This is a genomic window from Nocardioides sp. Iso805N (assembly GCF_000364605.1).
Classification (GTDB): domain Bacteria; phylum Actinomycetota; class Actinomycetes; order Propionibacteriales; family Nocardioidaceae; genus Nocardioides.
Genome location: NZ_KB822577.1, coordinates 286,635 through 298,896, shown reverse-complemented (window position 1 = coordinate 298,896; position 12,262 = coordinate 286,635). Strand labels below are relative to the sequence as shown.

General features: G+C 71.9%; 13 protein-coding genes. 3 read left to right on the top strand and 10 right to left on the bottom strand.

Annotated features, from left to right (window positions below):
* Window positions 1-17: 17 nt before the first annotated feature.
* Window positions 18-1,250 (bottom strand): amidohydrolase family protein, encoded by a 1,233-nt coding sequence (locus H036_RS0109045; RefSeq protein ID WP_017934464.1) that lies wholly within the window; start codon window positions 1,248-1,250, stop codon window positions 18-20.
* 165 nt (window positions 1,251-1,415) lie between these two features.
* Between H036_RS0109045 and H036_RS0109040 the strand changes: the two genes are divergently transcribed.
* Together H036_RS0109040 and H036_RS0109035 are read left to right on the top strand one after the other, a co-directional pair.
* Window positions 1,416-2,357: a PDR/VanB family oxidoreductase gene (locus H036_RS0109040; protein ID WP_017934463.1), complete on the top strand. Its 942-nt coding sequence runs from the start codon at window positions 1,416-1,418 to the stop codon at window positions 2,355-2,357.
* A 40-nt stretch (window positions 2,358-2,397) separates the two neighbouring features.
* The gene (locus tag H036_RS0109035; RefSeq protein ID WP_017934462.1) at window positions 2,398-3,687 is read left to right on the top strand and encodes an amidohydrolase family protein; all 1,290 of its coding nucleotides are present in this window, start codon (window positions 2,398-2,400) and stop codon (window positions 3,685-3,687) included.
* Window positions 3,688-3,693: 6 nt separating this feature from the next.
* Here H036_RS0109035 and H036_RS22295 read toward each other — a convergent pair whose 3' ends face one another.
* Together H036_RS22295 and H036_RS0109025 are read right to left on the bottom strand one after the other, a co-directional pair.
* Entirely contained in the window at window positions 3,694-5,037 is a 1,344-nt protein-coding gene (locus H036_RS22295) for an amidohydrolase family protein (RefSeq protein ID WP_017934461.1), read from the bottom strand.
* A gap of 168 nt (window positions 5,038-5,205) precedes the next feature.
* Window positions 5,206-5,820, bottom strand: coding sequence for a TetR/AcrR family transcriptional regulator (locus tag H036_RS0109025; RefSeq protein ID WP_017934460.1), 615 nt, complete (start codon window positions 5,818-5,820; stop codon window positions 5,206-5,208).
* Between the two features lie 109 nt (window positions 5,821-5,929).
* Here H036_RS0109025 and H036_RS0109020 point away from each other — a divergent pair, with 109 nt between their 5' ends.
* A complete protein-coding gene (locus H036_RS0109020) occupies window positions 5,930-6,658 on the top strand; it encodes an SDR family NAD(P)-dependent oxidoreductase (RefSeq protein ID WP_017934459.1) in 729 nt (242 codons plus the stop codon).
* Window positions 6,659-6,763: 105 nt separating this feature from the next.
* On the opposite strand, the gene H036_RS0109015 is transcribed toward H036_RS0109020, so the two are convergent.
* Genes H036_RS0109015 through H036_RS0108985 form a run of 7 tightly spaced genes read right to left on the bottom strand, consistent with a single transcriptional unit; the run spans window position 6,764 to window position 12,243 of the window.
* On the bottom strand, window positions 6,764-7,897 hold the full coding sequence (locus H036_RS0109015; RefSeq protein WP_036487962.1) for a sensor histidine kinase: 1,134 nt from the start codon (window positions 7,895-7,897) through the stop codon (window positions 6,764-6,766).
* Window positions 7,894-8,577, bottom strand: coding sequence for a response regulator transcription factor (locus tag H036_RS0109010; protein ID WP_017934457.1), 684 nt, complete (start codon window positions 8,575-8,577; stop codon window positions 7,894-7,896). The genes H036_RS0109015 and H036_RS0109010 overlap by 4 nt, the downstream gene beginning before the upstream one ends.
* Window positions 8,552-9,019: a hypothetical protein gene (locus H036_RS0109005; RefSeq protein ID WP_017934456.1), complete on the bottom strand. Its 468-nt coding sequence runs from the start codon at window positions 9,017-9,019 to the stop codon at window positions 8,552-8,554. Before H036_RS0109005 ends, H036_RS0109010 begins: the two co-directional genes overlap by 26 nt.
* Window positions 9,019-10,197: a molybdopterin-dependent oxidoreductase gene (locus H036_RS0109000; protein ID WP_017934455.1), complete on the bottom strand. Its 1,179-nt coding sequence runs from the start codon at window positions 10,195-10,197 to the stop codon at window positions 9,019-9,021. The genes H036_RS0109005 and H036_RS0109000 overlap by 1 nt, the downstream gene beginning before the upstream one ends.
* Window positions 10,197-10,868, bottom strand: a complete 672-nt coding sequence (locus H036_RS0108995; protein WP_017934454.1) for a methyltransferase domain-containing protein — start codon at window positions 10,866-10,868, stop codon at window positions 10,197-10,199. The genes H036_RS0109000 and H036_RS0108995 overlap by 1 nt, the downstream gene beginning before the upstream one ends.
* On the bottom strand, window positions 10,865-11,569 hold the full coding sequence (locus H036_RS0108990; RefSeq protein ID WP_017934453.1) for a TIGR04282 family arsenosugar biosynthesis glycosyltransferase: 705 nt from the start codon (window positions 11,567-11,569) through the stop codon (window positions 10,865-10,867). Before H036_RS0108990 ends, H036_RS0108995 begins: the two co-directional genes overlap by 4 nt.
* The gene (locus tag H036_RS0108985) at window positions 11,566-12,243 is read right to left on the bottom strand and encodes a glycosyltransferase family 2 protein (RefSeq protein WP_017934452.1); all 678 of its coding nucleotides are present in this window, start codon (window positions 12,241-12,243) and stop codon (window positions 11,566-11,568) included. The genes H036_RS0108990 and H036_RS0108985 overlap by 4 nt, the downstream gene beginning before the upstream one ends.
* Window positions 12,244-12,262: the final 19 nt, after the last annotated feature.

Sequence of the window (12,262 nt, the reverse complement as noted above, 5' to 3'; positions counted from 1 at the left end):
GAGCTCCTTGGGGCGTCTCAGGCGGACAACACGGGTACGGCGACGCTGCGGTGCAGCGCGGATCGGGCGACGACGCGACCGGCGTGGATGACGACCCGGTCGGCCGGAGCGTTGGCGATGGCGTCGAGCAGGTTGGTCGCGCGGACGGCGAGCAGCTCCGCGCGGGCGCCGGCACGAGGACCGGCGAGGGGCAGGCCCATCACCGAGCGCGCGCCGTCGCTGACCAGGTGCCAGGCCTCGGCCGGGGACAGGTGGCCGGCGCTGACCAGCAGGGAGGCGGTCTCGAAGGCGTCGCTGCGCCCTACCGGGTTGAACGGGTCGCGGACGTTGTCAGCGCCGGCGGCGACCCGGACGCCGGCGTCGATGAGCTCGCGCAGCGCGGTCAGTCCGCGTGGCTTGGCCACGGAGTGCTGCCAACCCTGCAGGTAGAGGTTGGTGATCGGGTTCGCGATCACGCCGATGTCGGAGAGCCTGACCTCCTCGACCATCTCCGCGAGCTGGTCCGGCGGCATCGTGCCGAGCCGGCAGCAGTGCCCGGCCGAGTACTGCCGGTCGCGGGGCAGGTCGCGCACGGCGCGGGCGTAGACGTCGAGGGTGACCGGGCCGTCCAGGCTCTCGTCGGTGTGCAGGTCCATGCCGAGGCCGCGCCGACGGGCGACGGCGACCAGCCGGCGTACCTCTCCGGCGGGGTCCTCGGCCAGGTGCGGTGCGCCGCCGACGAGGTCGAGGCCGGCGTCGAGCGCGGCCTCGATGTCGGCGTCACCGGCGAAGGTGCTGCACAGCGCCACCAGCTCGATGTCGACCAGGCCGGCCAGCTCGTCGCGGACCCGCACCAGCGCCTCGGCGCCTCGGGTAGGCGCACCGGGGTGGACATCGACGTGGGTGCGGATCGCGGTGATGCCGTTGGCCAGCATGGCGAGCGCCTGGGCACGGGCCCGCTCGACGATCGAGTCGACCGTCATGGTCCCGGCGTACGCCGTCCAGGAGGCGATCGCGGAGCCGAGGTCGCCGTGCGGCGGGTCGATCAGGTCGAAGCTGAGCGCCTTGTCCAGGTGCGCGTGCGGCTCGGCCGGCGCGGTGAGTAGCAGCCACCCGTCGAGATCGATCGTCTCCTCGGGGTCCGTGACAGGCACGCTGCCCGCCGGGGCGAGGCTGCTGATGACCGGCCCGTTGAGCACCACGTCGCAGCGCCCGCCGTCGGCGAGGGTGGCGTGTCGCAGCAGCGTCACCGAGGTGGGCAGGGAGGTCATGGAAGGAACGTACGAAACGCTCGTTTCCTCGGTGTAAAGAGCAGGGCCGGGCAATATTTCCGCATGTTGCCGCGTGTTACCAGCGCCTGAACTTCTGCGCAGCCTCCCGCGTGGAGGCACCTCGGACGGCCCTGAGACGTCTGTTCCAAGGCTAGGTTGACGCCCATGACCGCGGACCGTCTGATCCCCTTGCGCGTGGCCGAGCGCCGCGCCATCGCCGTCGGCGTCCTGGAGCTGCGCCTCGAGCACGCCGAGGGCCGGGCACTCCCCTCCTGGGAGCCCGGCGCGCACGTCGACCTGGTGCTGCCGGACGGCACCGAACGCCAGTACTCCCTGTGCGGACCCCGCGCCGACGACGCCTGGACGGTGGCGGTGCTGCGCGAGCCGGCCGGGCGCGGCGGATCGGCGTACGTCCACGACATGTTGCCGGTCGGCACCCCCGTCCCGGCCAGGGTGCCGCGCCAGCACTTCTCCTTCGAGCCCAGCCGCCCGGCCCTCTTCATCGCCGGCGGCATCGGCATCACGCCGCTGCTCTCGATGATCGCCGCCGCCGAGGAGGCCGGCACCGACTGGTCCCTCGCCTACGCCGGCCGCAGTCGCGAGGCGATGGCCTACCTGGCCTCGCTGGAGGAGGCGTACGGCGAGCGCGTAAGCGCCTACCCCGCCTCCGAGCGGAGACTCGACCTGGCCGGCGCGCTCGCCGAGGCCCGTCACGCGGACCGGGCGGTCTACTGCTGCGGGCCCGCGCGGCTGATCGAGGAGGCCGAGCGGCTCTCCGCCGATGCCCCGGCCGGGTCGGTGCGCTTCGAGCGGTTCGTGCCCAAGGCGCACGAGCAGCACGAGGAGGTGGCCTTCGAGATCGAGGCCGGCGGCCAGGTGCTCACCGTGGCGCCGGACCGATCCATCCTCGAGGTCTGCGAGGAGGCCGGGATGCTGGTGCTCTCCTCGTGCCGGGAGGGGACCTGCGGCACCTGTGAAACACCGCTGCTGGAGGGCCGGGCCGACCACCGCGACTCGGTCCTGACCCCCGAGGAGCAGGCGGACGACCGCAGCCTGATGATCTGCGTCTCCCGCGCGCTCTCACCACGCCTGGTGCTCGACCTGTGACGCCGGACCGGACGACCTGCAGACCGACAGGGGGAGAAGCATGCTCACGCTGACCAACGCCGTGGCCATCGTCGGTGAGGTCGACGGCGCCGAGAGGCAGGGCGATCTCGTCCTGCCGAGCACCGCCGAGGAGACCATCGACGTCGGTGACTGTGTGGTCACACCCGGCCTGGTCAACGCCCACCACCACCTGCTGCAGAGCGCGTTCCGCACCTTGCCCGGCACCCGGGGGGTGGCCATGAGCGCGTGGCTGCCCACGATGGCAGCGGCCTACGGCCGGGCCGGGCACGATCCGGAGATGTACGGGCTGGCAGCGAGCGTGGGCGTTGCCGAGGGGCTGCTGTGCGGTGTGACGACCGTGGCCGACCACCACCTCAACTGGCCGCACGATGCCTCCGCGGACGCGACCGTGGAGCTGGCCGCGGCGACCACCTCGGCAGCACGGGAGGTGGGTCAGCGGCTGGTCTTCGTGCGTGGCTCGGCGCGGGACGACGCCGCCCGGGCCGCGGCGTCGGCCGAGGCGATCCTCGCGGCGTTGCTTCCCGGCGCGCCCGGCGGCGTCAGCGCCGACGGGATGCTCCAGCTCGCGGTCGGGCCGGCGGGCGTGCACTCCGACGGCCGGGAGACGTTCGCGGCGCTGCGCGAGGTGGCGCTGCGGCACGGGCTGCGGCGTCGTACCCAGGCCAACGAGCAGGTCGACACCGCCATCGCGCTGGAGCACTACGGCCGCCGCCCGCTCGACCTGCTCGAGGAGTGGGGCTGGCTCGAGCCCGGCGTGACGATCGCCCACCTGTGCGACGTCACCGAGGCGGAGATCGCCCGGCTCGCCGCGGCCGGGGTGTCGGCGACGCATGCGCCGGGGTGCGACGTACCGATGGGCTGGGGTGTCGCACCGGTCGCCGCGCTGCTCGCGGCGGGGATCGCGACGGGGCTCGGGACCAGCGGCGGCGGCAGCAACGACGCCGGCCACCTGCTCGCCGACGCTCGCCTCGCCATGCAGGTCTCCGGCCTGGTGGGCCCCCAGCTCCCGGCCCGCACCGTGCTGGGGATGGCGACGGCGGGCTCGGCCGCCGGGCTCGGCCGGTCCGACCTCGGCCACCTCGGACCGGGTACGGCGGGCGACGCCTGCGTCTGGGACGTCGGCGGTGTGGCGGACGCCGGCATCGCCGATCCCGTGGCCGGCCTGCTGTGGGGATCACCCGGTCGCCGGCCGCGACACGTGATCGTGGGAGGCCGCGTCGTAGTGCACGACTACCGGCTCACCACGATCGACGAGCAGGAATTGGTCGCGCGGCTGCGCGAGCGGCTGCGGCGTACGCCGGTGGCGTGAGCGCCCCTACCTGGCCAGCACCGACAACCGCCGGAGTCCCGCCCGCGAGACCAGCTCGGTGGCCAGCGGCCGCGAGCGCTGCACGACCTCGGCGACGTCGACACTCACCACCTCGCCGTCGGCAAGGCTGAGCTCTCCGTCGACCCAGACCTCCTTGACCTCCCGGCTCCCGGCCACGAAGACGACCGCCTGGTAGGGGTCGTGGACGTTGGCGAGCGTCGGACCGGAGCCGTCGAGGACGACCAGGTCGGCCTTCTTGCCGACCTCGACCGAGCCGATCTCGCTCTCCATCCGGAGCGCACGCGCGCCCCCGATCGTCGCCATCTCGAAGGCCTCCCGGGCATGCATGGCGGTGGCCTGCAGGTCGCGGACCCGGGCCAGCAGGGCCGCGGTCTTGATCGCCTGGAGGTAGTCCTGGCTGTCGTTCGAGGCCGCACCGTCCACCCCGATGCCGACGTCGACGCCGAGCTGGCGCAGCTCGGCCACCGGGGCGATGCCCGAGGCCAGGATGCCGTTGGCGACCGGGTTGTGGGCGACGCCGACGCGATGCTCCGCCATGAGCTGCCGGTCGGCGCGGTCGACCCACACGCAGTGCGCGGCCAGCGTCGGGGCCGCGAAGAGTCCCTCGTGCGCGCAGTGCCCGACGACGGTGCGGCCGGTCCGCTGGTGGGTGGCGGTGACCTCCTCGCGGATCTCCTGGACGTGCATGTGCACGCCGTGCCCGCTCTCGATGGCGTAGCGCACCGTCTCGGTGAACATCGCGTCCGACTGGAGTCCCAGCGCACCGACCCCGACCCGGAAGGTGGAGAGCCGGGAGGACTTCGCCGCCTCCTCCAGCGCCTGGTGCTCCTCGAACTCGGCAGCGATGCTCGCACCCGGTCGCTGGTCCCCCGCGCCGAACGAGACAACGCCGCGCAGCCGCAGGTCGTCGAGCGCGCGCACCACGTGCGGCGTGATCGGTGCGGCGGTGCCCGGGTCGCAGACGAACATGTCGTTGGCCGTGGTGACACCCGAGCGCAGCATCTGGATGCCGGCCACGAGGGTGCCGACGTACGCGATCTCGGGCGTGTAGTGCGGACGCAGCGGGTTGATCAGGTCGTGGATCCACTCCCACAGCGTCAGGTCGCTGCCGATGCCGGTGACCAGGCCCTCGGAGAAGTGGCCGTGGGTGTTGACGAAGCCGGGCGTCACGATGTCGTGCGCACTCCCGTGGACCGGTGCCTCCGGGTGCGCGGCGGCCAGCTCGCGGTAGGACCCGACGGCGAGGATGCGGTCGCGTTCGACGAGTACGGCGCCGTCCGCGATCGGCTCGGGGCTCATCACCCAGCCGCCGCGAATGAGGTGGGTCATCGGGTCCTCCCGTCGTGTGGCGCGGGGCACGGGTGGGGTCCCGCGTCCCGCCACGACGCTAGGTCCTGCGCCGGCGACCCGAGGGGTGCGTCACACGGTGTTTACGGCTGCCGCCACAAGGTTTTCGCCGCCGTTACACGGCAATGGCGGCGGCTCCGCGTGCTCATCTCACGAACGACGGGCGATCAGGTCCAGCATCGCGTCGAGGGCGGCCTCCAGAGCCGTGGTGTCGCGCTCGATCTGGGTCAACAGCAAGCCTCCCTGGAGCGCGGCGAGCAGCGCCAGGGCGAGCGCGTCCGGATCAGTCTCGGACGACAGGCGCCCCTGGGCATGCATCTCGCGGAGGCCCCGACGGATGCTCGCTTCCCACCGCTTGAACCCCGCGGCGACCTGGTCGCGGCCTTGGGAATCGGTCTCGGCCAACTCGCTTCCCAGGGAGCCGATCGGGCAGCCACCGACGCAGGAGGTCTCGCGCTGGTGCTGCACGACCCAGTCGCGCCAGGTGCGGATGCCTTCCAGCGTGCTGAGATCGAACGTCTCCTGACCGCCGACGATGACGTCGGACTGGTGCTCGATGACCGCTCGAACCAGGGCGGGCTTGTCGTCGAAGTAGTGGTACAGCTGCGAGCTGGAGACACCCGCCGCAGCACGGACCTCCTCGATCGTCGTGCGCGCGACACCCTGCTCGAAGATCAGGTCGGCCGCAGCCCCCACGATGCGCTGGCGCGTCTCCTGTCCCTTGCGCGTCAGACGACGCGGCGAGGACGCGGCCGAGGTGCTCATGGCCACATCCTACCAACGTAATGGATCAAGCAATCCATTTCGTGCTAGTTTGGATTGCGCAATCCATTTTATCCGGCCGGCCAGTACCGGCAGAGCAGGGAGCACAGGCATGACACTCACAGGCAAGACAGCACTCGTCACCGGCGCAACGTCCGGCATCGGCCGCGCCGTCGCCGAGCGACTCGCGAGCCAGGGCGCCGCGGTGATCATCACGGGCCGCGATCGGGTCCGGGGCGATGAGGTGGTCGCCACCATCGCGGCCGCCGGTGGACATGCCCGCTTCATCTCCGCCGACCTGGGGGACTTCGCGGACGTCCAGCGGCTCGCCGAGGCGGCGAGCGACGTCGACATCCTCGTCAACAACGCTGGGGTCTTCCCCGGTGGCCCGACCGCCCAGACCACGCAGGATTCCTTCGACCTGACGTTCGACGTCAACGTCAAGGCGCCGTTCTTCCTCACCGCCACGATCGCCCCACGGATGGCGGCCAGGGGTGGCGGAGCCATCATCAACGTCTCCACCATGGCCGCCACCATCGGCATGGACGGCCTCGCCGTCTACGGCGCCTCCAAGGCTGCGATCGAGTCGCTCACCAAGGCCTGGACCGCGGAGTACGCCGCCCAGGGCGTCCGGGTCAACACCGTCGCGCCCGGCCCGACACGCACCCCGGCCAGTGCAGCCATGGGCGAGATGTTCGACGTCCTGGCCTCCAGCACGCCGGCCGGACACGGCGCCACCCCCGAGGAGATCGCCGCTGCCGTCGCCTTCCTCGCCTCCGACGACGCGAGCTTCGTCTACGGCGCGATCCTGCCTGCCGACGGCGGCCGCGTCGCGGTCTGACGCCCCGCGACAGGCGCATGCCGGGCAGCCCTTGTCAGCGCCGGAACCGACGAGGCCCTCGCCCAGATGGCGAGGACCTCGTCCCGGAAGATTGCGAGGGTCCTCCTAGGTGAGGCCCGGAAGCAGCACCGAGAACCGGCAACCTCGGGTGCTCTCGACGTTCTCCACCTGCACCCGGCCGCTGTGTGCCTCGACGATCCCCTTCACGATCGCCAGGCCGAGGCCGGCACCCTGCGCCAACGACCCGTCTGCCCGCGTCCGCGCCTGGTCTCCTTGCCAGCCCAGGTCGAAGACTCGTTGGAGCTCCCCCGGCCGCAGGCCACCACAGCCGTCACTGACCGACAGCTCGACGGCGTCGCCACGGCGACGTCCGGTGACCTCGACGACACCATCGGCCGGAGTGTGTCTGATCGCGTTCATCAGGAGGTTCGAGAGCACGCGGGAGAGGCCCGCGGGGTCGGCGCTGACCTCGAGGCCCGCATCGACGCTCCCTCCGATGCGGATGCTGTGAGCGGTCGCGACCGGCGCCGCGCCGGCGAGTGCCTCGCTGACGAGATCACTCAAGGCGAGCGTGGTCGGGTTGAGCTTGAGGACGCCGGCGTGGATCCGGGAGAGCTCGAAGAGATCGTCCACCATCGCGGCCATCCGGTCGACGTCGGCACGGATCTGCCGGTGGAAACGGTCGGGATCCGCGGCGATGCCGTCTTCGAGTGCCTCCGCCATGGCGCGGAGCCCCGCCAGCGGCGTGCGCAGGTCGTGCGAGACCCAGGACACCAGTTCACGCCGGGACTCCTCGAGCCACAGCTCGCGCTGTCGGCTGCTCTCCAGCCGCTGCTGGACATCGGCGAGCTCCGCCGAGAGCGCCCGAAGCTCTGCAGGGCCGCGATCGTCGAGGCGCGGCGGGGTGCCGAGCTCAAGACCCCGGACCTGCTCGTGCAGCACGGTGGACCACCCGCTCACTGCCCGCCCGACCACTGCCGCAACGAGGGTGGCCACGACCGCCGAGACGCTGCTGACCAGCGTCATCACGGTCAGATCATGCGCGGAGAGGAACATCAGCTGAGCGATGGCCAAGGCTCCGGCGTACGCGCCGAGAGCCGCCACTGTGGCAACCAAGAGGAGCTGCCAGCGCAGGGAGCGTCGGCGGATCAACCGCGCGACCAGCAGGCCGATCGCCCCGACCACGAGTGCGCAGCCGAGCGCGACGCCGAGGATCTCCGCTGCTGCCCCGGTCGTCATGCGCTCGCCTCCCAGCGGTAGCCCACGCCCCACACGGTCATCAGTCGTCTCGGACGCGTCGGATCGTCCTCGAGCTTCTCGCGCAGCCGCCGCACGTGGACGGTGACCGTCGAGCGGTCGCCGATGGTCCAACCCCAGACGTGCTGCAGCAGGTCCTCGCGGGTGTACGCCGTGCCCGGGTGGCCCACCAGGAAGCGCAACAGCGCGAACTCACGGGTGGTCAGGGGCAGCGGCTCGCCGGCGAGGGTCGCAACGTGACGGTCTCCATCGACGACAAGCGCACCGTCGCGGACGACGCCACCGCTTCCGGCCGAGGAGCCCGACGTACGCCGCAGCACCGAGTCGACGCGCAGGGCGAGCTCTCGTGGGCTGAACGGCTTGCCGACGTAGTCGTCCGCGCCGAGCTCGAGCCCCACCACGCGGTCGGCCTCGTTGCCGAGCGCGGTGAGCATGATGATCGGGACGTCGCTCATCGCACGCAGCCGACGGGTGACCTCCAGTCCGTCGATCCCCGGCAGCATCAGATCGAGTACGACGAGGTCCGCCGGCCGCTCCCGCATCAACCGGAGGGCCTCTTCACCGTCGCCGGCCTCGACGGCGTCGTGCCGGTGGGCTCGCAGATAGGAGGCGAGCACCTCACGAACCGTCAGGTCGTCATCGACGACGAGGACGCGGGCCATGCGCCATTCTCCCTCGGGATCGGTGGGACCGGTCGAATCGGTGGACGAGCCCCGAGGCCGCGGCCCCGACGGCAGTGGTGAGAAGGATCAGTGCGATGACGAGAATCCAGCCGCCGACGTAATCGCGGTCGAGGAGCGTGTGGTTGGCTCCCCCGGCGGCGTACCCGTCGAGGACGGGGATCGCGACGATCGTCAGTGTCCCCGCCAGGACGAAAGCCACCGTGGCCGCGCGCGCCACCGTTCGAGGCAGTGCCCGCCCGCCGATCCATCCGAGCGTCAGGGCGAGCGGCGCGATCAGAGCGTCGTGCAGCACCACGGCCGCGAGCGCCCAGGTAGTGGCCTGGGCGAGCTGGGCCGGCCGCTGGGTGTGGAGGAGCAACCATCCTCCGTAGGCAAGCAGGATCAGGCCGACGACGACCAACCCGGCCCGGATGTGGACCATCAGAGCGCCTCGATCCGGCTGATCCACTTGGTCTGGAGCGTGCCCGGCCGGTCCGGCGCCATCAGCCGGGCCGGGTAGCCGTGGTCCAGCGAGAGGGGCTGACCGTCGAGCAGCAAGGCGACGAGGGTGCGCTCATCGTCGGCGACGTTCGCCGGAAGCACCGTGACCCGGTCCGCGCCGCGTTCCTGCAGTGAGTGCACCTGGACGTTGCGGCCACGAGGGATGCCGACGTGGTCCAGGAGGGTGCGCAGCGGAACTCCGGTCCACGTTCCGTTGGCGCTCCAGCCTTCGACACAGGCGATCGGCAAGACGTGCGTGGCCTGCGGAAGGGCGAGGAGCTCGGCGCGCGAGAACCCGGCGGCTTTCTCGCCATGCACCACCTCGCAACGGTACGAGCCGCTCATGGCCGAGGCCGCCACGCCGACCTGGGAGGCCGTACGGTTGATCGGGATGCCGGAACGCCGCGACCGCGGCGACAGGACTGCGAGACGGTCGAGGCCGCGGATGGTTCCCGCAGCGCTGCTGCCGACCAGGGCGGCGAGCAGCGCAGCGCCCCAGGTCGTCCGGAGCAGGGTGCGACGGCTGAACGCACCGGGACGTACCGCCTGCGGACGGTCCGCCTCAGTGTCCTCGACATCTCCTCCGAGCGCCTCTCGGGTGATCGGCAGCTTGACCGCGATGTGGATCATCAGGGCGCCGATCACGACGAAAGCGAGGGCGTAGTGAACACGCTTGAAGCTGAAGTCCCAGGCGTACCACTGCGCGACGTTCATCAGCCCGATGGCCAGCTCGAGGATCGAGCCGGCCACCAGCACCGCGATCGAGCCACGCTCCAGACCCACGAGGACGATCTCACGAAGGCGGCGCGGGAGCGGGGCGAAGAGCTTGGGGTAGACCGCCCACAGCTTGACCAGAAGCAGGGGGATCGCCGCGGTGCCGGTGGTGACGTGGAGGCCTTGGGTGACGCGGTAGAGCCAGACGGGATCGTTCGGGAACGGCACCGGCTGGTGGGTGGACTGCGCGTAGTGGCTGACCAGGCCGGTCACGAAGGCGACTCCGAAGCAGACGCCCAACCACAGCCCGATGCGCGCCGCGACCGCCGCGCTGCGCAGCCGCGAGGAGAAGGACTCCTCGCGGGGCACCGGGACGTGAGGACGGGCAGGCAGCTGGACCCTCATCATGGCTCCTCGAGGACGACAGCCCAGCGCTCGCCCAGCCGGGTTCGGTGGGCCACGACAAGACCGACCCGGGATGCCAGTGTCGCGATGTCGTCGACGCCGACGATCGCCCAGGAGAACGGGTCGCTGGTGCCGCAGTCGCAACCGAGCCGGGCCCGGAAACGCACCGATCGGACGCCCGGAGGGCCCACCTCGACGACGATCCTTCCCCCGGGGGCGAGCAGGCGACGGACCCGGCCGAGGAGCACCGTGGGATCGCCGCCGATGCCGATGTTGCCGTCCGCGAGCAACGTGGTGTCCCAGCGTCCCTCCCCGGGGACGGGACCGAAGACATCGCGTCGTAGAGCCGGCGCACCGCGGCGGACCGTCTGCTGTACCGCTTCGTACACCAGGTCGATCCCCAGCGTGACGTGCCCCAGCAGGCCGAGCTGCTCGGTCAGCCGCCCGGGACCACAGCCGATGTCGAGCGTGCTCCCCCGGCACAGACGCAACAGCGCTCGGTCCTCGACGTCGGCGGCGCGGGTCCAGTCTGCGACGGGCAGGAGGTCCGACGTGGGCGGGCCAGAGGATGGTCCGATCAGATAGGTCGGCTCGCCGCGCAGCGCGTGGGCGAACACCTCCTCCGCAGGCAGTTCGGCCGAGGTGAAGAGTTGGAGGGAGGGCAGGCTCACCGGACGGCCTGCCCGAGCTCGCGTCGGACGCATCGGGCGAAGTCCGTCGCCGGAGCCGCGTCGGCCACCGTCAGTGCGTCGTCGAGGTGGTCGACATCGGTGAGCACCGGTGCGGAGGCGACGACGAGGCCCGCGGCGGCGAGCGCGGCACGCGTGTCGGCGTACGTCGTCGGCGTCGACATCCGTACGCCTGCCAGCGGCCTCGCCAGCCGACCGTCGCGCAACGCCAACACCCACCAACCGCCATCGGAGGCGGGGCCGAGGACGGCGTCGTGGTCGCGGAGCCCGGCGACCACCTCGCTCAGGAGCGCTGGCGTGATCTGGGGGGTGTCCATCCCGACCTGCACGATCGGACCGCTGACCTCGGCGTGAGCGGCGGCCAGCCGCTCGCCGAGACTGTCGCCCCGCTGGCCGACGATCTCCCAGTCAGCCAGCGCGTGGCGGATCTCAGCGCCACGGGTCGCGCCGCCCAGGTCCCCGGTGAGCGCGATGCGGCGCCGGCAGTGGAGGGCGTTGCCGAGCGCGATCGTGTCGAGCAGCGCCGCGGCGGCGAGCTCCGCGGCGAGGAAGGGGTCGTCCACGTCGGCGGCCAGCCGGGTCTTCGCCACACCCGGAACGGGGGCCTTCGCGACGACGAGCAGCGTCAGAGCCTCGACCGGGGTGCTAGCCCAGGTGCGTTCGACGTGCGTGGACGCCCTCATGCGAGGACCCGCCAGAAGTCGCGGGCGGCACGCACGGTGCCACGCACGGAGCCGGAGACCTTCGACCGGGTCCCGGCGGCTCGCGGGAGATAGCGCACGTCCTGCTCGACGATCCGCCAACCGGCCTGGGCAGCGCGGTCGAGCAGCTCCACCGGGTAGCCCATTCCGCGGTCGGCGACCTCGAGCCCCAGCAGCGACTCACGTCGCGCCGCTCGCAGGGGACCGATGTCACGTACCCGCACGCCGAGCCGACGTCGCAGGAGGGCCAGGACGAGCGCGTTGCCGAGGCGTGCGTGCCAGGGCCAGATCCCGCGTCGTACCGGAACACGTCGCCCCAGCGCCAGATCGGCCTCACCGAAGCGCACGCGGGCGAGCAACGGCACGATCTCTCCTGGATCGAGGGAACCGTCGCCGTCCATCACCACGACGTACGGCGCCGTCGCCGCCTCGAGCCCGGCGTGGACCGCGGCGCCGTACCCGCGTCTGGGCTCGGTCACCACCTTCGCGCCGTGGGACCGGGCGACCGCCGCGGTGTCATCCCTGGAGCCGTTGTCCACCACGATCACACCGAGGCCGCGAGGCACACGCGGCAACAGCTCGCGCAGCGCCGGTCCCTCGTCGAGACAGGGCAGGATGAGCTCGCAGTCGGGGGGTCCTGGGGTGGAGTGCGCCATGCCGATCAACGTAGGAAGG

What these genes read in the sequence shown, in the direction of transcription:
- H036_RS0109025 (WP_017934460.1), bottom strand. Translation starts at nt 5,820, where the DNA reads ATGAGCACCTCGGCCGCGTCCTCGCCGCGTCGTCTGACGCGCAAGGGA.
- H036_RS0109040 (WP_017934463.1), top strand. Translation starts at nt 1,416, where the DNA reads ATGACCGCGGACCGTCTGATCCCCTTGCGCGTGGCCGAGCGCCGCGCC.
- H036_RS22295 (WP_017934461.1), bottom strand. Translation starts at nt 5,037, where the DNA reads ATGACCCACCTCATTCGCGGCGGCTGGGTGATGAGCCCCGAGCCGATC.
- H036_RS0109000 (WP_017934455.1), bottom strand. Translation starts at nt 10,197, where the DNA reads ATGAGGGTCCAGCTGCCTGCCCGTCCTCACGTCCCGGTGCCCCGCGAG.
- H036_RS0108985 (WP_017934452.1), bottom strand. Translation starts at nt 12,243, where the DNA reads ATGGCGCACTCCACCCCAGGACCCCCCGACTGCGAGCTCATCCTGCCC.
- H036_RS0108990 (WP_017934453.1), bottom strand. Translation starts at nt 11,569, where the DNA reads ATGAGGGCGTCCACGCACGTCGAACGCACCTGGGCTAGCACCCCGGTC.
- H036_RS0109005 (WP_017934456.1), bottom strand. Translation starts at nt 9,019, where the DNA reads ATGGTCCACATCCGGGCCGGGTTGGTCGTCGTCGGCCTGATCCTGCTT.
- H036_RS0109045 (WP_017934464.1), bottom strand. Translation starts at nt 1,250, where the DNA reads ATGACCTCCCTGCCCACCTCGGTGACGCTGCTGCGACACGCCACCCTC.
- H036_RS0109015 (WP_036487962.1), bottom strand. Translation starts at nt 7,897, where the DNA reads ATGACGACCGGGGCAGCAGCGGAGATCCTCGGCGTCGCGCTCGGCTGC.
- H036_RS0109035 (WP_017934462.1), top strand. Translation starts at nt 2,398, where the DNA reads ATGCTCACGCTGACCAACGCCGTGGCCATCGTCGGTGAGGTCGACGGC.
- H036_RS0109010 (WP_017934457.1), bottom strand. Translation starts at nt 8,577, where the DNA reads ATGGCCCGCGTCCTCGTCGTCGATGACGACCTGACGGTTCGTGAGGTG.
- H036_RS0109020 (WP_017934459.1), top strand. Translation starts at nt 5,930, where the DNA reads ATGACACTCACAGGCAAGACAGCACTCGTCACCGGCGCAACGTCCGGC.